The sequence below is a fragment of the Sporolactobacillus putidus genome, from assembly GCF_014647035.1.
Taxonomy (GTDB): Bacteria; Bacillota; Bacilli; order Bacillales; family Sporolactobacillaceae; genus Sporolactobacillus; species Sporolactobacillus putidus.
Map to the genome: position 1 here is coordinate 18,136 of NZ_BMOK01000002.1, position 24,833 is coordinate 42,968.

The following is a 24,833-nucleotide window of genomic DNA, read 5'->3' on the forward strand; positions in this document are numbered from 1 at the left end:
CCTCCTTTTTAAGAGTAAAAAATATCTATCCTGTATTCATGGACACACAACTTTCACATTTTACCGGCCACATGAAAAAAAAAGAGCCGCCGGATCCGGCTGACTCCAACTCAATGGTCTGTTTATTTCGTAAAATTAATGACAATCGTCTGAACAATCGTCTGATTTGGAAATGTGAAATCCTGCCCGTTGATTTTCAGCACAGTATTCGGAACGTTGCCGATATCAATGCGGAGGGACTGAACATTGGATGCGTCAAAGTTAAAAGTCTTGGATCCCGACGCGATCCCTTGTACAAGTTGATTGCCGCTTTTCACATCCGTAGCGCTGATCCATGAACTATTACCATTTGTCGCCGAGATGGATACAGCAAATTTCGTTGTGCCGGAGAGCGTGTATGTTGTCGTTGAACCCTGTGTACTATCCATTTTCAGACTCTGCTGCATCGATGAGGAAGAGGAACTGTTTTTCTGAGCCGAAGAACCCGATTTCGCACTTGAACTTCCGGAACTTGCCGCTGAAGCGCTGCTTCCCTTAAAGGAAACTGAGGAAGCACTTCCCTGACCGTTCTTCGGAGTCTGGTTAGGATGTCCGCTCATCAAATTAGTTACCAGAATATAGACAATCATGATCGCAATCAGGACAAAAACAGCAATGATTGCTTTACTGAGAAAAGAGGACCAGCCGTCCGTACCGGAACGGGTTGTCCGACGCCGTACGGTTCTCGAAGCGGGCATCTCTTCACTTCCGTCAGGCGGGAGCGTGCGGATTTCGGTATGCTCCCGATACATTTTGGGAAGTTCACCAGCATTTTGCGCGGACAGCTCGCCAAAATCCAGCCCTACGGATTCTGCATAGCTCTTGATAAATGCTCTTGTGTAGAAATCTCCGGGCAGTTGCTTAAAATCGCCGTCTTCAATTGCCTGAAGATAGCGCTTCTGGATCTTCGTCTCTTCCTGCAGATCGTCCAGAGAGAGCCCCTTTGCTTCACGGGCCTCCTTCAATGTTTGACCTAATTCACTCACTAATAACACCTGCCATTGTTAATTAAAATCAGACCAGGGAAAATCCGAATGAATAGAATCGCCGCTGCTTCTGATCTGCTCATCCCGATGATTGCGCAATTCCAGAATGTAGTCAAAATTTTCCAGAGTGTATTCTGTTTCTTTTACAAAATCATCGGGATGTTCGATCACCTTGGTCACGGGGCTTCGCATCAGCTGCCGTATCAGGTCCCAGTGGCTTTCCGAACCCCTTCTTTTGGAGACAACACCGTCAATAACATAAATGTGATCAGCCGAACGCTCATCATCGGACAGCCGGGTGCGTACGGTTTGTTTAAGCAATGTCGAAGAAATAAATATCCATCGTTTATTTGCGGAAACACTCGCAGCGATGATTGATTCTGATTTGCCGACCCGGGGGAGCCCTCTTATGCCCAGCAGAAGATGCTCAGGCTTTTTAATCAGTTCGGCCATAAAATCGACAAGCAGACCTATCTCATCCCTTGTGAACCGAAAAGTCTTGCGGTCCCCCGTGTCTCTTTCAATATAGCGCCCATGGCGAACCGCCAGGCGGTCGCTTAAAGTCGGCGGACGCACTTTGGTCAGATGAATCGTTTCCATCGTTTCGGCGATGGCAAGAAAACGTTCGATCTGCTTATCTTCGCGAGCTGCAACGAGTAATCCTCTTCGTTCATGATCTACGCCATTTATTGTCAGAATATTGATCCCAAGCATACCAAGCAGCGATGAAACATCTCCAAGCAAACCAGGTCTGTTTCTATGTATTTCGTACTCCAGATACCATTCCTTACCGTCTGCCATGGAGATCCTCCCTTTAAAAAGCGGCCCAGTTCAATTTATCTTAAAATATCCTGGTTTTCAAGAGGTATTTCCTGTGTCCGATGAAAAAAATAACGATGGCTTTCCAACCCCATCCGCATTGTAGGGAGACGGAGATAGGATTTTCTACATGGAACCACATTCTTAATTTTATCATAATTTATCCCGTTTAACGATATCGTTCTTCAAAAAAAGAGATACCGTTCGGCATCCCTTTCCCTTTATATTTCCCGCATTCGTAAGTTTAAACAGACCCCTGCACGGCATGGGTATCTGAAGTGACCAATTTCATCATCAGCCTTGCCAGGACCAGTCGTTCGTTCTCGCCAGCCACATGCCATAAATCAGACAGAACACGTTCCTGTTCTGTTTTTGGATCGACGTTTTCACTCAGATAATCCCCGATTTTTTTTGCGAAACCTGTCAGCGCCTCCTCATTAACGCCTAAGCTCTCGGCTTGCTGAATCCGGTCGCCGAGAAAGTCTTTCCACTGATTCCAATTATCCAAAACAGACATACCCTGAACCTCCTTAAAAACTTATGCGTTACTTTTAATAGAGTGCCTTACATGGTTTGGCTTATACAGGAAAACTCATCCAGTCAGCAGTACCACGCGCCGTTCACAGAGATAATCTGTCCGCTGATATAAGCAGAGTCAGGGCTCATCAGATAGGCAATCAGTGCGGCAATTTCATCAGGGCGGCCAAATCTCCCCATTGGAATTTCTTCTTTAACCAGATCAATATCTTCTTCATTGAAATCAGCCATCATCGGTGTGTCCACCGCTCCGGGAGCAACTGCGTTGACGGTAATCCCGCTTGGCGCGAGCTCCTTGGCCAGCGCCTTGACAAAAGTGTTCTGCCCCCCCTTTACCATCGAGTAAAGCACCTCCATCGAAGCTCCGGTCAGCCCCCAGATGGATGAAACAAAGACAATACTGCCTTTCTTCTCATGGATCATCGGACGGATCAACTCCTGAATCAGCCGAAACGGGCTGATGAGCTGAAGCTGAATAAACTCTGTGACTGTTTCGGGGGCAACTTCCTGAAAGAGCCCGACCTGGCTTTTTCCGCAATTATAAACAACGCCGCTTACGGGGCCGTCGAGGCGTGCAAGCAGTTCTTCAGGACCCGACGCTCTTGAAAGGTCTGCCCGGACGCAAGAAAATGTCTGATCCGGATGTGTTTCCGCCAATTCTTCCGCGAGCCGGAAAGCCGCTTTTTCTCCCTTATTGTAATGGAGAAACAAAGATTTTCCGGCGTCGGCAAGTTTTTTCGCCGCTGCCCCTCCGATTGCTCCGCTTGCTCCGGTAATCAGTGTTCTGCCCAATTTCATCACCTGGCTTGCCTTTCTCTTTTTATCACCGCATAAACCATTCCCCGGGCTCAAGCAGCCGGCCAATCTGCCCGTCAGCGTGTTGAGGCTTCATCGTCCTGTTTTGGAATAAGCACGGCCCGGGGTTTGCTTCCTTCATAAGGGCCGACAATATGACGATCCTCCATGGCATCAATCAAACGGGCGGCACGCGCATAGCCGATACGGAAACGGCGCTGCAGCATGGATACACTCGCGGTCTGCATGGCGGCCACCAGCTGAACGGCGTCGTCAAACAGCTCGTCGTCCACTTTCTCCTGGCTGCTTTCCTGCTGGTCGCCAGGGATCATGTCTTTTCTGTAGTTTGCTTTTTGTTGCCCGATCACATACTGAACCACATTTTCAACTTCATCATCCGAAAGGAAAGCGCCTTGTATGCGCGTCGGTTTGGAAGCCCCGATCGGCAGAAACAGCATGTCCCCTTTTCCAAGAAGCTTTTCGGCCCCTCCGGAATCTAGAATCGTGCGCGAGTCCATCATTGACGACACGCTGAAGGCGATCCTCGACGGGATATTGGCTTTAATCACTCCGGTGATAATATCTACTGAAGGACGCTGGGTCGCTATGATTAAGTGGATGCCGGCGGCTCTGGCCATTTGCGCCAGGCGTGTGACCGTCTCTTCAACATCTTTGGAGGCTACCATCATCAGATCGGCAAGTTCATCAATAATGACGACAATATAAGGCATCAACGGCTGCTTTTCTTCATGCTTTTCATTAAACTTTCTGACCGCCTCATTGTAGCTCTCAAGATTGCGTGTCCCGCTTTCTGAAAAAAGTTCATAGCGTCTTTCCATTTCACCGACAACATTTTTCAGCCCTTGGGCTGCTTTTGCCGGATCAGTGACAACCGGTGTCAGCAAATGAGGGATGCCGTTGTATACGTTCAATTCGACCATTTTAGGATCAATCATGAAAAGTTTTACTTCGCTCGGCTTGGTCCTCATCAGAATCGTAATAATAATACTGTTGATACAAACGCTTTTCCCGCTGCCCGTTGCACCAGCGACCAGCAAATGAGGCATCTTGTTCAGATCGGCCAGAATCGGTTCACCTGATATATCGCGCCCCAAACCGATGGTAAGTTTCGAAGCCGCACGCGTTGCGCTCTTCGACTCCAGCACTTCCCGAAGGCCGACCATTGCTACTTCCCGGTTAGGCACTTCAATACCGACGGCCGATTTGCCCGGAATCGGCGCCTCAATGCGGATATCTTTTGCGGCAAGCGCAAGAGCAAGATCATCACTTAAACTCAGGATGCGGCTGACCTTGACTCCGGCTTCAGGATAAACCTCGTAACGCGTCACGGCAGGGCCGAGATGCACTTCGCGCACAGCTGCCCGAACCCCGAAGCTTTCGAACGTTCGCTCAAGTGTACGTACGTTTTCAGCGATATGTTTTCGCTCATTATTTTGCGCGTTCTTTCTCGGATGATGAAGAAGATCGAGTTGGGGCAGCTGGTAGTCTTCATTCTCAAGCGACGTTTGTGTAAAGTCAGGTCCGGCCTCAACCGTCCGATTTTCTTCAGGCTCGCGTTTCGCCTCAATTTTCGGTTGATCGGCCGAAGAGTCGGCCGGGACGGTCACACGCTCATTGAAATCATGAATCTCCGGTTCTTGAGACGGACCCACATCTGTACTATTTTCCTTTTGCCTGTTCAGGCCTGCAGAATCCGGCCGTTCCCCCTTTTTTACTTTCTTTTGAAAAATGGGCTTCAGACGTCCCGCGCTTTCCTTAACACTTCTTGCCATACCAGTGAACAGCCAACCGAATAACTTTTTTCCGGTATCCCGTAGGGAAAGCCCTGTAATCAAAATCAGGGAAACAAGAGACAGGAAGGCAGCCATGAATAGCGTTCCTGTCGTTGAGAAAAGATAATGAAAAAAGGCAAAACCGACTGCGCCGATCATTCCTCCTCCTAAGCCCTGACTCGGAACAGTTCCCGACAATTCACTCTGAAATAAAACAAATGTATTGAATATAACCGATCTGTTCTGCAACACATTCGTTGCGGAAAGTGTCTCAAACAACCTCACATGGCTGAAAAGAAGCAGGGAGAAGGTGAGCAGATAGACACCGGTCAGTTTTCTTGTAAAAAAGACGGGCTGCTTCCGCATGAGAATATAATAGATTGACAGAGCCAGAGAAAAAAGAAGAAGAATGTTCCACCAGTCCCCGGCTAAAAAACGGCAGGCTTCTTTGAGCACCTCTCCTGCCGCCCCCAGGCTGCTGATCCCGATACAGGTCAGTGCGAACATGGCAAGACCGCCGACTTCATAGATGAGCGTTTCTTTCCATCCCTTCCTGGGCCGGGCCTTCTTCCGCTTTTTATTGGGCATAATCTTACCTCGATTCAATGAAAAAGTGAAATCAGTTAGTTTAGATGGAGCATGTCACACCTGAGAAAAATAGAAGTGCACGTTTTAAAAATTTTTTTAAGAGTGTCCTTCATGCGGTAACTACTGTCCTTAATTTACTCTATAACTCCGTATTTCGCAAAGTTTTCAAAACCGCCTTCCGACAGAACGGATGCAGGCGGTCAGCCGCATGGTTCAGGGCTCCATTCTGCTTTCACAAAATTCCGCAATTTTCCGGACTCCGGATGGCGCCTCCCTTTATTTATGTAAAAAGATGAGCCGTGATCGCGGCTCATCTTTTTAATATTCCATGATAATTGGCAATATCATTGGACGGCGTTTGGTTTTGTCAAAAAAGTAACGGCTTAATGCGTCGCGTATTCCGCTTTTAAGCGATGACCACTCGGATACATGCTGTGTCAGTGCCTTTGAGAGCACTTCTGAAACAATATGATTAGCTTCTTCCAATAAATCTTCTGATTCCCGAACATACACAAAACCGCGGGTAATGATTTCCGGTCCTGCGAGGATCCGTTTCGTCCGGCGCCCCAGAGTCACAACAACAATCACTGTGCCATCCTGTGAAAGCATCCGCCGGTCCCTTAATACAATGTTTCCGACATCGCCGACCCCCAGGCCGTCAACAAGCAGCTGGCCGGCAGGAACCGCTTCAGACTGTTTTGCCTCCCCCTTGACGAATTCCACAACATCGCCCTTGTCGAGAAGAAAAACTTGATGCGGCGAAAGTCCCATGGATTCGGCAATCGTCTGATGAGCCTTCATCATTTTGAATTCTCCGTCAATCGGAATCAAGTATTTGGGGCGGGTCAGCTGGAGCATCAGTTTTATATCTTCGGCAGAACCGTGCCCCGAAACGTGCACACTCTTTCCAAAGACGACTTGGGCTCCCTCACTCATTAACTGATCAATCGCATTCGTGACCGTCTTTTCATTGCTCGGGGTCAGCGACGCCGCGTAAATAATCAAATCGTTTTCCAGCAACTTCAGTTTTTTGTGCAAATGATTAGCTATGCCGGTCAAAGGGGTAAGCGGATCGCCGTCAGGACCGCTCGTAATGACAGCCAGTTCTTCTTTGGGACACTTCAATGCCTTTTCCCAGGAAAGGAAAAAATTCCTCGGTACGTCAAGAAATCCTTCATTGACAGCTATTGAAATGATTCTTTCCAGAAGACGTCCGTCAATGGTCACTTTCCGGTGATGCTGCATGCAGGCATTTACAAATTGCTGGATGCGGTGAAGATTGGTCGCATGAATCGTCATAATGACCCGGCCGGTAGCCGAGTAGAGCATATGGCTGAACTGATCGCCGATCATCGAATCTGAAGGCGCCTTTCCCGGAATCTCCGCATGTTTGCTGTCGGAAAGCAGGCAAAGCACACCTTTATCTCCTATCTCCGCTATCTTGCTGACATCAGTCCGCACTCCCCCTACCGGCGTAAAATCAAATTTATAATCGCCTGTATGGACAATCATTCCCTGCGTTGTCTGAACAGCAATGCCGATCGCATCCGGAACACTATGGTAAGTACGAAAGAATGAAAAAATACAGTGGCCGATTTTCAAATTCTTATCGGGATCAATCATTACCAGCAGATCCTTGCGTACACTTTCCCCTGAATCCTTCAGGCTTTCCCTGACAAGAGCCAGGGTCAGTTTCGTCCCATAAACCGGCACCTTTAATTCCTTCAGCAAGTAAGGGAGGGCGCCGATATTCGCCTGATGCCCATGTGTCAGTAATATGGCCTGAATCCGTTCCCGGTTTTCAGCCAGATAGGATACATCGGGAATCACAGTATCGACTCCGAGCATATCTTCATGCGGGTGCATCAATCCCGCGTCAATAATATAGATGTCATGATTGACCTCAATGACTGTCATATTACTTCCAATTTCGCCAACGCCGCCCATTGGATAGATTCTCACACTGTCTTGCTTCGAGTGTGTCAATGGGCATTCCTCCTATTAAGTTGAGCAGTCATCGCTTTTGACCCGAACTAATCATTGTTTTTATTATAACCAAACCCTTGAGCAAAGTACAATTTTAAATAAAAAACATCTCACTTACCCAAAACAGCCAAACGGGTAGGCATATCCGCTCCTAATTGATTTCGGTGAATTTGTGCTCCGGCATCAGTGCTTCGGCAGAGACAACGGCCGCTCGCTTCAGCGCCTTGGTGATCGTATCGAGTGAAAGGCAGGGCGCAAGTTTGTCCAAAGTCTGCTCAGGAATATAAGGAATATGAATAAAGCCGCCGATTTTCGTCTGCCCGGAATGGCTCAGTTCATGCATCAGTCCATAGAAAACCTGATTGCAGACAAAGGTTCCTGCCGTATTGGAGAGCCCCGCGGGAATACCGAGGTCCTTGATAGCACGGACAATTTTGCGGACCGGCAGAGTCGACCAATACGCCGCCGGCCCGTCTGAAATAATCACTTTATCGGTCAGCACCCGGCCCGCATTATCAGGAATCGGCGCATCGCTAACGTTGATCGCAACACGCTCCGGAGTAATCTGCATTCTCCCCCCGGCCTGTCCGACAGCGATCGTCACCTCCGGCCTGATGACACGAATCGATGAAATCAGTCTTTTTATCGCTTCTCCGTAAACCACAGGCAGCCTCGTCGCAAAGAGTGTCACGTTTTCCGCAGCCTGAATGCCGTCCAGCCGCCGTACCGCTTCCCAGGAAGGGTTGACATGATCCTCACCATAAGGCGCGAACCCGCTTAACAAGACTCTCATGCCGATCGCTCCTTGACTCTAATTTATTTTGGATGAATAAAAAGGTGAATAAGGAAACCGTGTTCCTATTCACCCTTTGTCTTCAAATTCAGCTGTTTTTGATTTTCTGTTCAGAGAGGCTTTTAAAACGACTGTATACATCGACCAGCGAGGCCCGCTCCCCATCTGTCAGATCAACCATCGGCAGACGGACACCTCCGACCGGAATGCCCAGATGATTAAGCATCGTTTTCATCGGCGCAGGATTAGGCGCCGCAAAAAGTTCCCGCATAAGCGGAAGCATCGCCCGATGCAAGAATGCCGCCTCTTTGATATCTCCATCCAGAAAAGCCGTAATCATGTTTTTCATCTCGGATCCGATGATATGTGACGAGACAGAAATCACACCCTGACCGCCAATCGCGAGAATAGGCAGGGTCAGACCGTCGTCGCCGCTGTACAGATGAAAATCCTCATCTGTCCCACTGATAATTTCCGCCATTTGATCCAGATCCCCGCTTGCCTCTTTGACGGCAACAATATTATCGATTTTAGAGAGTCGAATCATCGTCTCAGCGGATATATTCACTTTTGAACGGCCGGGAATATTATACACGACAACCGGCACGTCGACGTTTTCGGCAATAGTCCTGTAATGTGCATAAAGCCCTTCCTGATTCGGCTTATTATAATAAGGCGCCACTGCCATGACTGCATCCACGCCAAGCTTTGCGGCCTCTCTCGAAAACTCGGCGGATTGCTTTGTATTATTTCCTCCGGTGCCTACAATAACCTTCAGACGTCCGGCTGCTACTTTTACGACATGTTCGAATAGCAGCAGTTTTTCTTCACTTGAAAGTGTTGGTGACTCCCCCGTTGTCCCGGCAACGACTACGCCATCCGATCCATTTCGTATCAAATGTTCCAAAAGATCAGTCGTTCTTTCAAGACTGAGTTTTCCGTTCTCATCAAATGGCGTGACCATTGCAGTCAACAATCTGCCAAAATCCATTTCTCTCACTCCTGTTTTGGTTGTTCCAAACCTGCTTCTTCTTGCTCTTTTTCTAGATGGAAAGCGCGGTGCAGTGCGTTAACGGCATTATTCATCTTCGCCTGTTCAACCAGAACCCAAATTGTATTGTGGGAATCGGCGGACTGCAGGATACGGATTCCCTGTTCCGTAAGAGCGTTCACGATTCGCGAAGCAACTCCGGGAACACCGGCCATTCCCGCTCCTACAGCCGAGACTTTGGCACATCCGCCCAGCACATCCGGCGAATAGCCCAATTTTTTCAGCGTCGCAACGGCAAGATCCGTCACTTTTTCCATGACCGTGTAAACAACACCGTTCGGACTGATATTAATCAGGTCAACACTGATCCCTTTCTCCGCCATCGCTTTGAACACTTTCGCCTGAAGATCGTACTCCTCTTTACCGGCACGCACACGGATCTGTGTCACTCCTCTGACATACGTTATCCCGGTTACCGGCCGTTCCTGAATATCCTGTCCGCGGCTTGCACGGTTCATCGTTGTGACGAGCGTACCAAGTCCGTCAGACATTGTCGAACGGATGTGTATCGGAATTTTGGCCGTCATGGCAATCTCAACTGCCCGCGGGTGGATCACTTTCGCCCCTTGGTAGGCGAGGTTGCAAACCTCATTGTAAGTAAGAACCGAAAGTTTGCGTGCATCGCTTACAATACGCGGATCCGCAGTCATGACGCCGTTAACATCTGTAAAAATATCAATCCATTCCGCATCGACAGCCGCGCCCAGTGCTGCAGCCGATGTATCGCTGCCCCCGCGTCCAAGGGTTGTTATTTCACCATCTGCCGTCTGTCCCTGAAAACCGGCGACAACTACAGCATCGAGACTTTCAAGTTTTTTCAGCAGGTGGCTAACCTTCATCTCAATGATCTTCGCCTCGTTAAACATTTTATTCGTCCGAAAACCCGCCTGTGCGCCTGTCATCGCCTCGGAACGAATGCCTGCCTTTTTCAGCAGGTTCGAAAAGACAACCATCGAAATCGTTTCTCCGCAGGACATCAGAATGTCCCTCTCGCGCGGCGAACTCTCATTTTCATCGACAAGGCCGAGCAATGTGTCGGTCGCGTAAGGATCCCCCGAACGGCCCATCGCGGAGACAACAACAATCACCTTGTAGCCGTCATTTATGGCGTTCATCACGTGCTGAACCGCATGATCCCTCATATCCTGAGTCTGGACGGATGTTCCGCCAAATTTTTGCACAATGATTTTCAAATCGCTATCATCCTTTCTCTTCAGGAGAATATCCCAAGTAAACCGCTTTGCCATCTCTCTCAGGCTTCGATCAGTCCTAGCTTCAGAAGACTTTCCGCAATTTGGACCGAATTCCATGCAGCGCCCTTGAGTAGGTTATCGGAAACAATCCACATGTGAAAACCATTTTCCACATCAGGGTCTTTCCTGATACGGCCGACGAAGACCTCTTTCTTTCCTACAGCGTTCATTTGCATCGGATAAATCTGGTGTGCCGGATCATCCTGCAATACAATTCCCGGCGCATCGGAAAGAAGGGCTTTTATGTCCGAGGATTCAACGTTGTTTTTATTAATTTCTATATAGACTGACTCTCCGTGGCTGATCGGAACAGGCACACGTACACAAGTGGCCGAAACTTTCAGCTGCCGGTCGTCCATGATTTTTTTCGTTTCGTTGATCATTTTCATTTCTTCAAAAGTGTAATCGTTCGGCTGAAACATATCAATTTGCGGAATCGAGTTAAATGCCATCTGGTAATGTTTTTTGTCCCCTTTGACCGGAAGAATGGCTGCCTCCGGCTGTTTGCCCTCCAGAACATCCCTTGTCTGCCTTTCAAGTTCCGCCATCGCTTTGGCACCCGCGCCTCCGACCGCCTGGTAGGTAGAAACAATAATGCGGTTCAGGCCGTATGCCTGTCGAATCGGCTCAAGCGCCGCGACCATCTGGATTGTTGAACAGTTTGGATTGGCGATAATACCGTGATGCCCATGCAGCGCCTCCTCATTCACTTCCGGAACGACAAGCGGGACATCTTTGTCCATCCGAAACGCACTTGTATTATCAATAACGACAGCTCCGCGCTCCGCAGCTTCCGGAGCAAGTTCCTTTGATACGGATCCCCCTGCGCTGAACAGTGCAATATCTATATTCTTAAAAGATTCAGGCTTCGCTTCCGCAATGATCCACTCCTTGCCGCCGAACACGACTTTCTTGCCTGCAGAGCGTTTTGAGGCAAGCGGGAGGAGCTTCTTTACCGGAAGCGGTGAACCTTCGAGCATTTCAAGCATTCTTGTACCTACAGCCCCTGTAACTCCGACTACAGCCACATTCAGTCCTTCTGTATTTAACAAACTGATCTCTCCCTGAACGATACGTATCATTTTATCTATTATATAATCACTGATAGTCGAAAGAAAGGGAGAATCGCAGAAAACAGCCTTCTCCCTTGGAAATCCAGTTCTATTTTATCATATTCAGCCCTGGAGAAAACATTAAACATCAATCTTGCTTTGTTTTATCGACAAGTATCGGCTGAAGCTGTTTTCCAAGCACGGCAGATTCTACTGTTTCCATCATCGCGTCCATTCGACCGACCAGGGAATTCGGCTTGTGCACTGGATCATCCTGGCCAAACGGAATAAAATAAATGTTTTTTGTAACAATCAGTTTAGCAATATTTTGCAGATTAAGTCCGAGCCCGTCGTTCGTTGAAATGCCGAGCACTACAGGGCGGCCGTTCCTCAATGTTGCCTTGGCCGCCATCAGCACGGGGCTATCGGTTTGCGCATTGGCGAATTTACTCAGCGAGTTTCCGGTAAGGGGAGCAATAATCATACAGTCAAGCGGCTTTCTCGGCCCATACGGTTCAGCTTTGACAATTGAATCGACAACTTCGTTTCCTGTGATGGCTTCCACCTTCCCCACCCAGTCTTCTCCGCTCCCAAAACGGGTGACTGTCTGCCTCACCGAATACGTGACAAACGCCGTCACTTCGCATCCCGCTTCCACCAGTTTTTCGACTTCAGGAACAACCTGGCTGTAGGTGCAATGCGATCCGGTGATTCCGAAACCGATATGCTTCCCTTCAAGGCTCATCTTATTCCGCCTCCTCTGAAAATTTATCCAGCAACAACTCCGTCATCACATTTGCAATAATCTGACCCGCTGTTCTCGGAGCAACAAGTCCGGGAAGTCCCGGCGTAATAATAGCTTTGATGCCGCGCTTTTTTGCATAGCGAAAGTCCGTTCCGCCGGGAAGCGAAGCGACGTCCATGATAAAACTGCTGGCAGGCATACAGGAAAGAACCTTGCTGGTCAGCACCATTGCCGGAATCGTGTTGATGCATATTTCGTTATCCTGTACCTGATCTGCAAGATCCTTCAGGTAAAACGCTTCCAGCCCCATTTCCACTGCACGGGCGAGATGTTCCGAACGGCGGGCACCTACTTTTACATGGGCGCCAAGCGCCGCAAATGCCCTGGCCAGACTCATTCCCGTTCGGCCGAGCCCAAGAATGATCACATTAGCGTGATGAATCGTGATATCCGTATGCTGGATGACCATCATGAGCGTTCCCTCAACCGTCGGAATAGAATTATAGATTGCGACATCGTCACGCTCAAATAATTTTACGACCTCACGCCCCGTTTCGCGTGAGATTTTATCAAGATAAGGTGTCGAGATGCCAGAATAGATGGTGCAGTGTGCCGGAGTCTCTTGAAGCCAGTCTTTGGTCAATTTGATCGTTTCAACGGAAAATGTGGTCTCGACATTCCCTTCTTTATCCGTTCCGCTGACGGGAAGAATCAGACTGTCTACTTCTTTCGCTCTGACCTCTTCCATATTCATTTTAATTGCTCCGTTGAAATTCCGGTTCAGCTGATCAAAACCGATAAGCGACAGACGAGCATCCAGCGCAGTCAGTTTGTCAATCACTTCAATCTGCCGAGCGTCCCCTCCCAAGATCACGATGTGCCTGTTTGTCAGCATCGACTTTCCCTCCGCATGGCTGTCTTTCAATACATAGCCTAATTTTCTTTCAACACTCTATGGTATGACAAACGCCCGCTGTTGTGAAAATGATTGGGCTTTAGGCCATAGAAAAAGTCCCCGAAAAATCATGAAATTTTTCAGGGACTTTACTCTATTTGCTGATTCAATAATGAATCAAAGTGCGGCCGGCACGTCTCCGGTCGGGCTGACGATGGAACATGAGTACGGTTTATCAAAGATTGATTCCGCCACTTCACGCACATCGGCCAGAGTCACAGCATCGATTCTATCGATCATTTCATCGATCGAACGGTCGCGTCCGAGAATCAGCTCATTCTTTGCATTTCTGCTCATCCGGCTGTTTGTGCTTTCCAGACCGAGGATTATATTGCCCTTGATCTGTGCCTTGCTGCTGTCCAGCTCTTTCTCTGTCAGACCTTCCCTTGTCATCGTCTGGATCGTCTCAAGAATCGTCTCTCCAAGTTCTTCAATCTGATCGGCTCCTGTGCCTCCGTAGACCGTCAAAAGACCGCTGTCCTTAAAGGCGGTGTGGAATGAAAATACGGAGTATGCAAGGCCCCGTTCCTCGCGAACATTCTGAAACAGGCGGCTGCTCATGCTCCCTCCCAGTGCATTGTTCATCACCATCAGCGGAACCATCGTTTCATCGCTGCTTGAAACCCCGGCATAACCGAGACAGACATGAGCCTGTTCCGTTTCCTTTTTGCGCGCTATTTTGCCTGGACTAAACGAAGGGGCAGGCTGCCGCTCTTCACTTTCCGGTACCTCGTAATCTACAAAAATCCGGTCGATTTCATCAATGAATGATTCGTCGATGTTTCCGGCTACGGAGACTACGATGTTATCCGGCGTATAATGTGTATGCATATGCGATCTCAAGTCGTCCGGACTGAAATCCGCCAGCGTCTGCTTTGTACCGAGGATCGGATAACCGAGAGGATGATGAGCAAAACTTGCAGCGCTGAGCAAATCATGAACGAGATCGTCCGGGGTATCCTCGTACATCTTGATCTCTTCACCGATTACCTGTTTTTCTTTCTCGAGATCCGCACGGTCGAAGCGGGAGTGAAACAGCATATCGGCGAGCACATGAATCGCATAGGATGAATCGTTGTCCATCACCTTGGCGTAAAAACACGTGCACTCTTTTGAGGTAAAGGCATTGACCTGACCTCCGATTCGGTCAAACGCCTCGGCAATTTCCCGCGCGCTTCGCGTTTCGGTCCCTTTAAAGAGCATATGTTCGATAAAATGTGAAATGCCGTTGTTCGATTCATTTTCATATCTTGAACCTGTTCCGATCCAGATGCCGATGCTCGCCGATCGGACAAACGGCATCTTTTCCAGCAAAACGCGAACACCGTTCGAACATTTATGTTTTATAACCACGAAAAATCCTCCCGTTTCTCTTCTCACTCAATATTCTAATTCTAAATTACTATATACTATAGCACGATGAAAAATAGCAGACAAATAGATTCATATTCTTTTATGTATTTTTCATTAAGATTATGAGGACAACAATTGACGATCGGTTAAAAGCGTTAATTTTCCCTAAAAAAAGAAGCCGGCACGGCGCCAGCTTCAGCAGAAGACCTGCTATTATTCGTGAATTTTCGGTTTCAGTGAACGTTTGTTTCTTTTTGTATTCCAGAGTCTGAAAGAACCGCTTTACGTGAAAGTTTAATCCTGCCCTGATGATCAATATCGATAACCTTGACGCGGACTTCGTCGCCGATATTAACGACATCTTCTACTTTTTCAACACGTTTGCTGTCCAGTTCCGAGATGTGAATCAGCCCGTCTGTGTGTCCGAACAAGCCGACAAACGCTCCGAACTTTTCTATCCGCTTTACTTTTCCAACGTAGATTTCCCCGATCTTCGCCTCGCGAACCAGATCCTCAATCATCTGTTTTGCCTTCTTGCTTCCCTTTTCATCGGCTGAGAAAATGACAATGGAGCCGTCCTGTTCAATGTCGATTTTGACACCTGTTTCATCAATTATTTTATTGATGACTTTCCCGCCTGATCCAATGACATCACGGATTTTTTCAGGATTGATCGACATCTTCAATATTTTCGGAGCAAATTCGGAGAGATGCAGGCGCGGCCCGGGTATCGCCGTCAGAATTGTCTTCATGATCTTCATGCGGCCTTCCTTAGCCTGATTCAAAGCGCGGGCTAAAATATCGCGCGTCACACCGGAAATCTTAATATCCATCTGAAGTGCCGTCACACCCTTTTCCGTTCCGGCGCATTTAAAATCCATATCCCCGAGCGAGTCTTCCATCCCCTGAATATCTGTCAGCACAACGACGTCGTCTCCGTGTTTGACAAGGCCCATGGCAATTCCCGCCACCGGCGCCTTGATCGGCACCCCGGCATCCATCAGTGCGAGCGTGCTCCCGCAAATGCTTGCCTGGGAAGATGACCCGTTTGATTCCAGTACTTCAGAAACACAGCGGATCGTATATGGGAATTCCTTTTCAGGAGGAATAACCGGTGCCAGCGCGCGTTCACCGAGCGCCCCGTGTCCGATTTCTCTGCGGCCGGGCGAGCGTACCGGTCTGGCTTCGCCAGTGCTGAAACCGGGAAAATTATAATGATGCAGGAATCGTTTGGAATCTTCAGCGGCGAAATCATCCAATGCCTGAAAATCCCCAAGCGGCCCCAGTGTGCAAACGCTGAGCGCCTGTGTCTGTCCCCGGGTGAACAGGCCTGATCCGTGCGCCCTCGGCAGAAGACCGACACGCGCTGAAAGCGGCCGGATTTCATCGATCGCGCGTCCATCGGGACGAAGATGTTCGACGACGATCATCCGCCGCACCTCTTCCTTCAGGATATTATGTAGAACCTCCTCAACAAGCGCCGTATCAATCGGCTCCTCGGCATGCTCGTTCTCTGTCTGAAAAACCGAGATGACTGATTGGTTGACCTCGCTGATCGCCTTGTCCCGCGCCTGTTTTTCTTCCGTGCGCATGGCTTTGTCCAGACGGTCGCCGACAAGGCTCCGGATGTGCATTTCCAGATCGGCATCTGCCTTGAAAAGCTTGGTTTCCATTTTTTCTTTTCCGACTTCAGAGACTATCCGTTCTTCAAAAATAATCAGCTGCCTGATCTGTTCATGAGCAAACAGAATCGCGTCAAGCATGACTTCTTCAGGAATCTGATCCGCGCCCGCCTCAACCATATTAATGGCTTCTTTGGTCCCTGCAACGGTCAGGTTCATATCGCTTATTTTTGCCTGTTCAACGGTAGGATTGACAACAAATTTTCCATCCACGCGACCGATAACAACACCGGCAACCGGCCCGCCGAAAGGTACGTCGGAAACCGACAGAGCTACAGACGATCCGAGCATAGCCGCCATCTGTGCGCTGCAGTTCAGGTCAAGACTGAGGACCATATTGACAATCTGAACTTCATTGCGGAACCCATCGGGAAAAAGAGGGCGTATCGGCCGGTCAATCAAACGGGCGGCAAGAGTCGCCATATCGCTTGGCCTGCCCTCTCTTTTGATGAAGCCGCCCGGAATCTTCCCTACTGCATAGGCACGCTCTTCATAATTGACCGTCAGCGGGAAAAATGAACCTTCCTTTGGTTCTTTTGATGCCGTTACCGTAGAAAGAATGACCGTGTCGCCATAGTAGACAAGTGCGGCACCGTTCGCCTGCTTAGCGACCTCGCCAATCTCGACGCGGAGCGGCCGTCCGGCCCATTCCATCTCAAAAACATGCTTTGCCTGTTCCATGTCCCTGTAACACCTCTTTTCTGTAAACGTAGCAAAACAGCCCGTCAATCCGGGCTTTTCCAGATTTATTTGAACAGCAGGAATAAATTCCGCCATAAGTGGGAAATATCTTTATGCTAATAAAAAAGCGGGACATCGCCCGCTTTTTCGTTTTTCTTATCGACGCAGTCCCAATTTGTTAATTAAATCACGGTATCTTTTAACATCCACACCGCGCAGATAAGTCAGCAAATTGCGACGCTTACCAACCATTTTCAGAAGGCCGCGACGAGAATGGTGGTCCTTCTTGTGCAACTTCAAATGCTCGTTAAGTACATTAATCTGTTCCGTCAGAACGGCGATCTGAACTTCCGGTGAACCGGTATCGTTCTCATGTGTCTGATACTCTTGAATCAGCTGAGTCTTGCGTTCTTTTGTTAAAGCCATGAGCTTTCACCTCCCTATCTCGAATCCCCTTGAGCTCAGCTGCCGCCGGTGGAGCGAGCAGCCGGGCGAAGGTTCTTGTACCAATCAAACCTGTACTGTACCATCATACATGTTTTCCGCTGCGAGTTCAAGATAACTTCAGCATTTCTTACTTGCTTTCCGCTCTTTCCGAATCAAAATAGCCAGAGGTATCCGCTTTGTCCTTTTCCATCTGGGCAATCAGCGCATCCGCGCTTTGAAACTTCTTCTCGGCCCGAAGTCGTTTATACCAGTCTATCGAAACCTCTTTGTCGTAGAGATTTCCGCTGTAATTCAGCACATAAACCTCAACGGTCGTTTTCGCGTGCATCTCATCGTAAAAAGTAGGGCGCGTTCCGATACTGCATGCGCCGGCCATGGCCTTTCCGTCAACGATCAGCCGAACGGCGTAAATTCCATTAGGGGGCAGCAGAAACGCATCCTTAGATTCAACGTTTGCTGTTGGGAAACCAAGAGTTCTTCCCCGCTTGTCCCCGTGTCCGACAACGCCTGTCGTCCGGTATGGACGGCCAAGGAGCAGTGCCGCATCATCAACAGCGCCTTTTGCGACCAGAGCGCGGATATGTGTGGTGCTCACTTTTTCACCGAACATCTCGACCTTCGGAACAACCGTGTAACTGAACATGCTTCGCGAATACTCGTCTATATTGTTCATATTTCCCCTGGCCATGCGTCCGAAAGTAAAATCGTACCCGGCGACCACATGCTTGGCATGCAGCTTGATCAAATAATTGTCAACAAAGTCCTGTGGTGAAAGCTGGCTGAGCGCTAAGTCGAACCGAACGAAAAAAAGGATGTCAACCCCTAATTTTTCAATCAAACCGGCTTTCATTTCCAGAGATGTAAGAAAATCCACCCGCTTGGCTGACGGTTTGAGAACGACCGACGGATGAGGGTAAAAGGTCATGACCGCGGATGCCAGCCCTTTCTCTCCGGCAATTTCCACAGCCTTTTGGATCACTTTTTGGTGTCCAAGATGGACACCGTCAAAATCCCCCAGTGCAATCACTTTTTCGTTGCTGTTAATTTTTTCGATAAAAGGGATCTTTTCCAAAAAAACTCTTTCCAATGCAGGCACCTTCTACTTTCGTAAACTGAAATACTGTCGGCGCTTCCTCATTGATTCAGCAATCCCCGGTCACAAGCACTTTTTCCGGTTTGACCAGCCCCTGTTTGTCAGGGTGGGGGCGGTAAACAGCCAAACAGTTTCCCTTGTTATTATAAACCGCACAGGCATGATTCTGAAATCCCTTTGGGGCGGGAAGAACAGCCCCGTGAATGATTTTTCTTTCAAGCAAATCATCAACCGTCCAGCTGTCCAGCATGCCGAGTCCCGATTCAAGCGGTTTCAGGTATCCGGCAAACTGATGATTGGCAATCAGATCTTCAACTTGTTCAAATGTCAGACAATCTCTTAATTCAAAAGGGCCTTCTTTTATCCGCGTCAGCGAATGCAGATGAGAGGGATAGCCCAGTTTCCGACCGATATCCACTGCCAGTGTCCGCACATAAGTACCTTTGCTGCACATAACCTCAAAGGGAATGTCCGGTAAGAAGCTATCTTCGCAACCATCAATGACTAGATTAAAAATGCGTACATGACGAACCGGACGCTCGACCGTCATACCCTCTCTGGCATATTCATAGAGTTTTCTGCCGTTCACTTTCACAGCGGAATACATAGGCGGAGACTGGCGGATCTCACCCCTGAAAGCGTCGAATACCCGTTCAACCTGCGCTCTGGCAATCGGCAGCCGGGCTTCCTTCCTTTCAACGATCTCACCACCCGCGTCTTCAGTTGTCGTCGACGTCCCGAAGCGGATCACACCCTTATACTTTTTGCCATATTCAAGCAGGTACTGCGCCACTTTGGTGGCCCTTCCCAAGCAAAGAATCAGGACACCATCCACGTCAGGATCCAAGGTTCCCGAGTGCCCGATCTTTTTGAATCTCAGAAGTTTCCGAAGGCGGAAGACACAGTCGTGGGACGTCATCCCCCGCGGTTTGTAGAGCGGCAGAAGCCCTTCATATTCGGTCATGAAAAGCCCACCTTACTCTTTTTCTCTTTTGTGCAGGTCGTTAATCAATTGGTCAATGTGGTTCCCATATTCAACAGATTGATCAAACTTGAATTGAATTTCCGGCGTTTTTCTCAGACGGATCCGTTTGCCGATTTCACTCCGTATAAATCCCTTTGCCTTATCCAGACCCTCAAGCGTCGCGGCCTTTTTTTGATCATCCCCAAAAACGCTGATATAAACGGTAGCGTCCTGAAGATCTCCGGTTACATCAACCCCTGTCACTGTAACAAAGCCGACCCGCGGATCCTTGATACGGTGTTCAATGATGTCGCTCATTTCCTTCTTCATCTGTTCAGCAACGCGATGCACCCGTAAATTTGCCATGGGTTCATCCTCCTTCTCAAAGCCATTCATAAACCGTGTCTGCGCGTTCAATGTCAACGCGACCGTCAATGAGGGACAAAGCCCGGGCTAATTCGCGTTCCACATGAACCTTAGACGTTCCAATGGAAACGAATGCCAGTTTGGTACGCTGCCAGGCATCCTGATATGCAATCTCGCTGGCCGCGAGATTGTGCCCGTTTACCGCTTTTCGCAGGATGCTCAAGATCACGGCGCGTTTTTCTTTTAGAGACTGCGCACTGTACAGCATGCATTCACACTGCACGAGACCGATGATCATTTCGGCTGAACTTCCTCCATGATATAAGCCTCCATCGTGTCGCCCTCCTTGATGTCATTGAAATTCTCCAGCGTCACGCCGCATTCAAAACCTGACTTGACCTCTTTGGCGTCGTCTTTGAAACGCTTCAGCGTGTCCACATGCCCCTCGTAGATAACGACACCGTTACGAACGAGCCGTATACCGGCGTCCTTGGAGATCTTGCCGTCCGTAACATAGCATCCGGCTATGGTGCCAATTTTTGACACCTTGAAAATGGTGCGGACTTCGAGCTGTCCAATCACTTTTTCCTTATATTCAGGATCCAGCATGCCCTTCATGGCGGCTTCCATTTCATCGATCGCATCATAGATCACACGGTAAAGGCGAATATCCACCTTTTCTTCTTCAGCAACTTTCTTTGCATGATTATCAGGACGAACATTAAAGCCGATGATGATGGCATTGGAAGCCGATGCGAGGATAATATCCGACTCGCTGATGCCCCCGACACCCGCGTGGATGATGTTGATCTTGACACCGTCCACATCAATTTTCTTTAGCGATCCTGAGAGTGCTTCGACAGAGCCTTGTACATCTGCTTTGATGACCACATTGATTTCTTTCATTTCGCCTTCTTTTATTTTCTCAAATAAATCATCAAGGCTGACCTTGCTCGTCGTTTCTTTCCGTTCCGTGATCAGTGCGCGTTCAGCCCGGATTTCACCGATCTGGCGTGCTTTTTTCTCATCCTCAAAAACGATAAACTGATCTCCGGCAAGCGGAACATTATTCAAACCGGTGATTTCAACCGGTGTCGACGGCCCTACTTTTTTGACGCGACGGCCGACATCATTGACCATAGCGCGAACCCTGCCAAACGTATTGCCGACAACAATGGGGTCGCCTATCTTCAGTGTTCCGTTTTGAATGAGCAGAGTGGCAACCGGGCCTTTCCCTTTATCGAGCTGTGCTTCGATGACGGCTCCGCGTGCCAGTTTCTCAGGATTGGCCTTAAATTCCTCGATTTCCGCAACAAGCAGGATCATCTCAAGAAGATCATCGATTCCCGTGCCTTTTTTTGCGGAAATCTTTACAAAGATCGTATCTCCGCCCCAATCTTCAGGCACAAGTCCCTGTTCCGACAGTTCCTGCATGACATGATCCGGATTGGCATTCGGTTTGTCGATTTTGTTGACGGCAACGATGATCGGAACTTTGGCCGCCCGGGCATGGTGAATCGCCTCAATCGTCTGTGGCATGACCCCGTCGTCTGCCGCAACCACAAGAACCGTGATATCGGTGATCTCGGCTCCCCTGGCACGCATTGTCGTGAAGGCAGCGTGTCCGGGGGTATCCAGGAAGGTAATCTTTTTCCCATCGTGAGTGACCTGGTAAGCTCCGATATGCTGAGTGATTCCGCCCGCTTCTCCGGCCGTGATCTTCGTGTGGCGAATCGAGTCAAGCAGCGTCGTTTTCCCATGGTCGACGTGACCCATGATCGTCACAACAGGAGGCCGGATCACAGCCGTCTCTTCGTCGATGCCCAGGCCCTCATCTTCAAAGCTTGCTTCATCGACCACAACTTCCTCTTCGACGGAAACGCCATAATCCGCAGCGAGCAGTTCTACAGTTTCTTTATCGAGATCCTGATTCTTTGTTGCCATCACACCCAACGCCATCAATTTCTTGATGATATCGGTTGACGGACGGCCGAGTTTCTCGGCAAACTGCCCTACGGTAAGCGATCCGGACAACGTTATTTTCTCCGGAAGCCTGATTTCCTGTCTCTGATGGCTTCCATGCTGCTGTGCGCCGCGTCTTCTTGAATTTGAACGGCTGTTTCGTCTGCCGCCGCTCCGCCTGCTACCTCCGCCGAAGCGATTCCCGTCGCTGCTGTCGTTTGCGGTGCCGGTTTTGCGATTAATTTCCTGTCTTCCTTTTGTCACGCCTGATGGTTTTTCATTCATTTCCCTGGTTGGACGGTTTGCTCGAGTATCTTTTATCTTAGTTTGGCTCACTGGACCCTCTTCATTCTTTTTTTTCGGTTTTGCTGTCTCTGCCTGATGGACAGTAACTGTTTTTATTTTCAGCTTTTTATTCAATTGTTTAATAGCATTATCTTCAATGATGGACATATGGCTTTTGACCGAATAGCCCAGTCCTTCAAGATTTGAAATAATTTCTTTGCTCGTTAGCTTATGCTCCTTGGCATATTCATAAACACGCATTTTGCTCATATATTCACCCCCGTGTTGATGGTCCAAGCCATTCGATCAGCTTTCCGGCAAATCCGCTGTCCGTTACCGCAATCAATACACGCGGCGGCTGACCGATCGCCTGACCGAGCGTCACCCTTTCCGATGCTTCAAAAATCGGCACTTTGTAAAAATTACACTTGTCGTTCACGGTTTTTTTTGTGCGGTCCGAGGCGTCCGCCGACATGATCACAACTCTGGCCTTCTGCTCACGTATCGCTCTCAGAACCGTTTCTTCTCCCGAAACGACCTTTCCCGCCCGCCTTGCGAGTCCCAGCAATGAATGCCATTTTTCATTTTTCTCCGGCATCGTCGGGATGTTCCTCCAGGTAAGCGAACATATCGTCAAAAACACTGTCGGGAACGGGGACACCTAAATGGCGGGAGAGAAGACTTTTCTCTTTTGCTTTCCGGACGCAGGCCGTTTTTTTCGACAGATAGGCGCCTCGTCCGTTTTTCTTTCCGGTAAGATCGAGAAAGACCTCCCCCTCAGGAGAACGCACAATCCGGAACAGTCCCCTCTTCTCGGTCGATTCCTGGCAGGCGATGCATTTTCGCATAGGTATTTTCCGCTGCTTCGGCAATACGATCAGCCCCCTTTATTTTTCCGTTTCAGAAGGATCCTCTGGCAGCGGCTCACCGTACTCGTCAGATGCCTCTTGTCCTGCCACTTCATTTTCCGGAACAATATCTGTCCTTTCATCAGAAAAATCATCCAGCAGGCCGGCCTCTTCTGCTTCTGATTCGCTTTTTATATCGATTTTCCATCCGGTAAGCTTTGCGGCAAGGCGCGCGTTCTGTCCTTTTTTGCCGATAGCAAGAGAGAGCTGGTAGTCGGGTACGATGACCGTTGTCGCTTTTTCTTCTTCATGAACGATGACTCTGACCACTTTAGAAGGACTGAGCGCATTAGCGACATAGGTAACCGGATCTTCGGACCAGCGGACAATATCGATCTTCTCGCCTTTCAGTTCGTTCACGATGGTCTGAACCCTGGCCCCTTTCTGGCCGACACAGGCTCCAACCGCGTCAATTGCCGGATCTTCGGCATGTACCGCAATTTTTGACCGGTCGCCTGCTTCGCGGGAGATTGATTTAATTTCAACCGTTCCATCATAAATTTCCGGCACTTCAAGTTCGAAAAGACGCTTCAGCAGGCCGGGATGTGTCCGGGACACCGTGATCATCGGACCTTTTTTCGCATTTTCGACTTTCGTAATATAAACTTTTATCCGGTCGTGCGGACGGTAGGTCTCGTTCGGCATCTGCTCGGACTGAGGAAGAAGGGCTTCAACACGGCCAAGATCAACATAAATGAAACGATGGTCAAGGCGTTGGACAATGCCCGTCATAATGTCGTCCTCGCGGTCGATAAATTCAGAAAAAATCACACCGCGCTCCGCTTCACGCACCCTCTGCGTGACAACCTGCTTCGCAGTCTGCGCGGCAATCCGCCCGAAGTTTCGCGGGGTGACTTCGATTTCTACCGTATCGCCAAGCTGATAATGTGAATTCAGATTTTTAGCCTGCTCCAGCGACATCTGCAGGTTTTCATTTTCAACAGATTCAACCACTTCTTTTCGTGCGTAAACTTTGATCTGGCCAAGTCCTTCATTAATGTCGACACGGACATTCTGCGCCTGGTCAAAATTGCGTTTATACGCCGAAATGAGCGCAGCCTCAAGCGCTTCAAGCAAGACTTCTTTGCTGATTCCTTTATCTTTTTCCAGTGCCGTGATGGCTTCCACCAAATCACTGCTCATTTTTTTTCCCCCTTTTTACTCCAGCAATCATGCGTCAGAAAATGATCGCAAGCCTGCTGCTCGCAATCTTATCAAACGGAAGCGTGACTGAAGCCGTCTTTGTTTTATTTTTAATCAAAAGTGTCACACTTTCCCTGTTCACCTCTGTCAGCCGGCCTTCAAAAATTTTTGAACCGTGCAAGGGCTCGTAGGTTGTCAAATGCACGTCTTTGCCCACTGATCTTACAAAGTCTTCATATTTCTTCAGCGGTCTCTCTGCACCGGCAGATGAGACTTCAAGAAAGTAAGCCTCCTTGATCGGATCGTGTGCATCGAGCACTTCGCTTAATTTCTCGCTGACAGCCGCGCAGGTATCCAGATCAACACCGTGCGGCGAATCAATAAAGACGCGCAGGAACCGATTTTTTCCTTCTTTCACGTACTCGATGTTCACAAGCTCAAGATTTAATTCACGTAAAATCGGAGAAATCAATTCATCCGTCATCTTCGCGATCGCACCAGCCATGTTCAGCCTCCTTTGGAAAACGAAAGAGTGGGAATTTCCCACTCTTTGCAGA

The 24,833-nt window shown here is 48.9% G+C and carries 24 protein-coding genes; all 24 read right to left on the reverse strand.

The features are described from left to right. Window positions 1-122 precede the first annotated feature (122 nt). Window positions 123-1,025: a helix-turn-helix domain-containing protein gene (locus IEX81_RS02330; protein ID WP_188801454.1), complete on the reverse strand. Its 903-nt coding sequence runs from the start codon at window positions 1,023-1,025 to the stop codon at window positions 123-125. A gap of 18 nt (window positions 1,026-1,043) precedes the next feature. Next, complete coding sequence (locus tag IEX81_RS02335) at window positions 1,044-1,826, reverse strand: DUF3388 domain-containing protein (protein WP_188801455.1); 783 nt, start codon at window positions 1,824-1,826, stop codon at window positions 1,044-1,046. Between the two features lie 262 nt (window positions 1,827-2,088). After that, window positions 2,089-2,361, reverse strand: a complete 273-nt coding sequence (locus IEX81_RS02340; protein WP_188801456.1) for a DUF3243 domain-containing protein — start codon at window positions 2,359-2,361, stop codon at window positions 2,089-2,091. Window positions 2,362-2,444: 83 nt separating this feature from the next. After that, window positions 2,445-3,179 (reverse strand): elongation factor P 5-aminopentanone reductase, encoded by a 735-nt coding sequence (gene ymfI, locus IEX81_RS02345; RefSeq protein ID WP_308424057.1) that lies wholly within the window; start codon window positions 3,177-3,179, stop codon window positions 2,445-2,447. 74 nt (window positions 3,180-3,253) lie between these two features. Beyond that, complete coding sequence (locus tag IEX81_RS02350; RefSeq protein ID WP_188801457.1) at window positions 3,254-5,557, reverse strand: DNA translocase FtsK; 2,304 nt, start codon at window positions 5,555-5,557, stop codon at window positions 3,254-3,256. A 318-nt stretch (window positions 5,558-5,875) separates the two neighbouring features. Then, window positions 5,876-7,543 carry a ribonuclease J gene (locus IEX81_RS02355; RefSeq protein ID WP_188801458.1) on the reverse strand — a complete coding sequence of 556 codons (1,668 nt, stop codon included), beginning with the start codon at window positions 7,541-7,543 and terminating at the stop codon, window positions 5,876-5,878. Window positions 7,544-7,694: 151 nt separating this feature from the next. Then, window positions 7,695-8,342: a pyroglutamyl-peptidase I gene (gene pcp / locus IEX81_RS02360; protein WP_188801778.1), complete on the reverse strand. Its 648-nt coding sequence runs from the start codon at window positions 8,340-8,342 to the stop codon at window positions 7,695-7,697. 82 nt (window positions 8,343-8,424) lie between these two features. Beyond that, complete coding sequence (dapA, locus tag IEX81_RS02365) at window positions 8,425-9,327, reverse strand: 4-hydroxy-tetrahydrodipicolinate synthase (protein ID WP_188801459.1); 903 nt, start codon at window positions 9,325-9,327, stop codon at window positions 8,425-8,427. Window positions 9,328-9,332: 5 nt separating this feature from the next. Beyond that, window positions 9,333-10,580 (reverse strand): aspartate kinase, encoded by a 1,248-nt coding sequence (gene dapG / locus IEX81_RS02370; RefSeq protein ID WP_188801460.1) that lies wholly within the window; start codon window positions 10,578-10,580, stop codon window positions 9,333-9,335. Between the two features lie 59 nt (window positions 10,581-10,639). Then, on the reverse strand, window positions 10,640-11,722 hold the full coding sequence (locus tag IEX81_RS02375; RefSeq protein ID WP_188801461.1) for an aspartate-semialdehyde dehydrogenase: 1,083 nt from the start codon (window positions 11,720-11,722) through the stop codon (window positions 10,640-10,642). A gap of 118 nt (window positions 11,723-11,840) precedes the next feature. Continuing rightward, window positions 11,841-12,437, reverse strand: coding sequence for a dipicolinate synthase subunit B (locus tag IEX81_RS02380; RefSeq protein WP_188801462.1), 597 nt, complete (start codon window positions 12,435-12,437; stop codon window positions 11,841-11,843). Between the two features lies 1 nt (window position 12,438). Then, complete coding sequence (gene dpaA, locus IEX81_RS02385) at window positions 12,439-13,332, reverse strand: dipicolinic acid synthetase subunit A (protein ID WP_188801463.1); 894 nt, start codon at window positions 13,330-13,332, stop codon at window positions 12,439-12,441. Window positions 13,333-13,509: 177 nt separating this feature from the next. Continuing rightward, window positions 13,510-14,745, reverse strand: coding sequence for a M16 family metallopeptidase (locus IEX81_RS02390; RefSeq protein ID WP_188801464.1), 1,236 nt, complete (start codon window positions 14,743-14,745; stop codon window positions 13,510-13,512). A gap of 233 nt (window positions 14,746-14,978) precedes the next feature. Next, window positions 14,979-17,108 carry a polyribonucleotide nucleotidyltransferase gene (gene pnp, locus IEX81_RS02395; protein WP_188801465.1) on the reverse strand — a complete coding sequence of 710 codons (2,130 nt, stop codon included), beginning with the start codon at window positions 17,106-17,108 and terminating at the stop codon, window positions 14,979-14,981. Between the two features lie 156 nt (window positions 17,109-17,264). Continuing rightward, on the reverse strand, window positions 17,265-17,534 hold the full coding sequence (gene rpsO / locus IEX81_RS02400) for a 30S ribosomal protein S15 (protein WP_188801466.1): 270 nt from the start codon (window positions 17,532-17,534) through the stop codon (window positions 17,265-17,267). A 148-nt stretch (window positions 17,535-17,682) separates the two neighbouring features. Then, window positions 17,683-18,642: a bifunctional riboflavin kinase/FAD synthetase gene (locus IEX81_RS02405; RefSeq protein WP_188801467.1), complete on the reverse strand. Its 960-nt coding sequence runs from the start codon at window positions 18,640-18,642 to the stop codon at window positions 17,683-17,685. A 55-nt stretch (window positions 18,643-18,697) separates the two neighbouring features. Next, window positions 18,698-19,612 carry a tRNA pseudouridine(55) synthase TruB gene (gene truB / locus IEX81_RS02410; protein ID WP_188801468.1) on the reverse strand — a complete coding sequence of 305 codons (915 nt, stop codon included), beginning with the start codon at window positions 19,610-19,612 and terminating at the stop codon, window positions 18,698-18,700. 12 nt (window positions 19,613-19,624) lie between these two features. After that, window positions 19,625-19,978, reverse strand: coding sequence for a 30S ribosome-binding factor RbfA (gene rbfA, locus IEX81_RS02415; RefSeq protein WP_188801469.1), 354 nt, complete (start codon window positions 19,976-19,978; stop codon window positions 19,625-19,627). A 16-nt stretch (window positions 19,979-19,994) separates the two neighbouring features. Next, window positions 19,995-20,276 carry a DUF503 domain-containing protein gene (locus IEX81_RS02420; protein WP_188801470.1) on the reverse strand — a complete coding sequence of 94 codons (282 nt, stop codon included), beginning with the start codon at window positions 20,274-20,276 and terminating at the stop codon, window positions 19,995-19,997. Continuing rightward, window positions 20,273-22,495, reverse strand: coding sequence for a translation initiation factor IF-2 (gene infB, locus IEX81_RS02425; RefSeq protein WP_188801471.1), 2,223 nt, complete (start codon window positions 22,493-22,495; stop codon window positions 20,273-20,275). The genes IEX81_RS02420 and infB overlap by 4 nt, the downstream gene beginning before the upstream one ends. 4 nt (window positions 22,496-22,499) lie before the next feature. Further along, window positions 22,500-22,823, reverse strand: coding sequence for a YlxQ family RNA-binding protein (locus tag IEX81_RS02430; RefSeq protein WP_188801472.1), 324 nt, complete (start codon window positions 22,821-22,823; stop codon window positions 22,500-22,502). After that, window positions 22,807-23,097, reverse strand: coding sequence for an RNase P modulator RnpM (gene rnpM, locus IEX81_RS02435; RefSeq protein ID WP_188801473.1), 291 nt, complete (start codon window positions 23,095-23,097; stop codon window positions 22,807-22,809). The genes IEX81_RS02430 and rnpM overlap by 17 nt, the downstream gene beginning before the upstream one ends. Before the next feature lie 15 nt (window positions 23,098-23,112). Further along, window positions 23,113-24,276, reverse strand: coding sequence for a transcription termination factor NusA (gene nusA / locus IEX81_RS02440; RefSeq protein WP_188801474.1), 1,164 nt, complete (start codon window positions 24,274-24,276; stop codon window positions 23,113-23,115). Window positions 24,277-24,310: 34 nt separating this feature from the next. Next, window positions 24,311-24,781 carry a ribosome maturation factor RimP gene (rimP, locus tag IEX81_RS02445; RefSeq protein ID WP_188801475.1) on the reverse strand — a complete coding sequence of 157 codons (471 nt, stop codon included), beginning with the start codon at window positions 24,779-24,781 and terminating at the stop codon, window positions 24,311-24,313. Window positions 24,782-24,833: the final 52 nt, after the last annotated feature.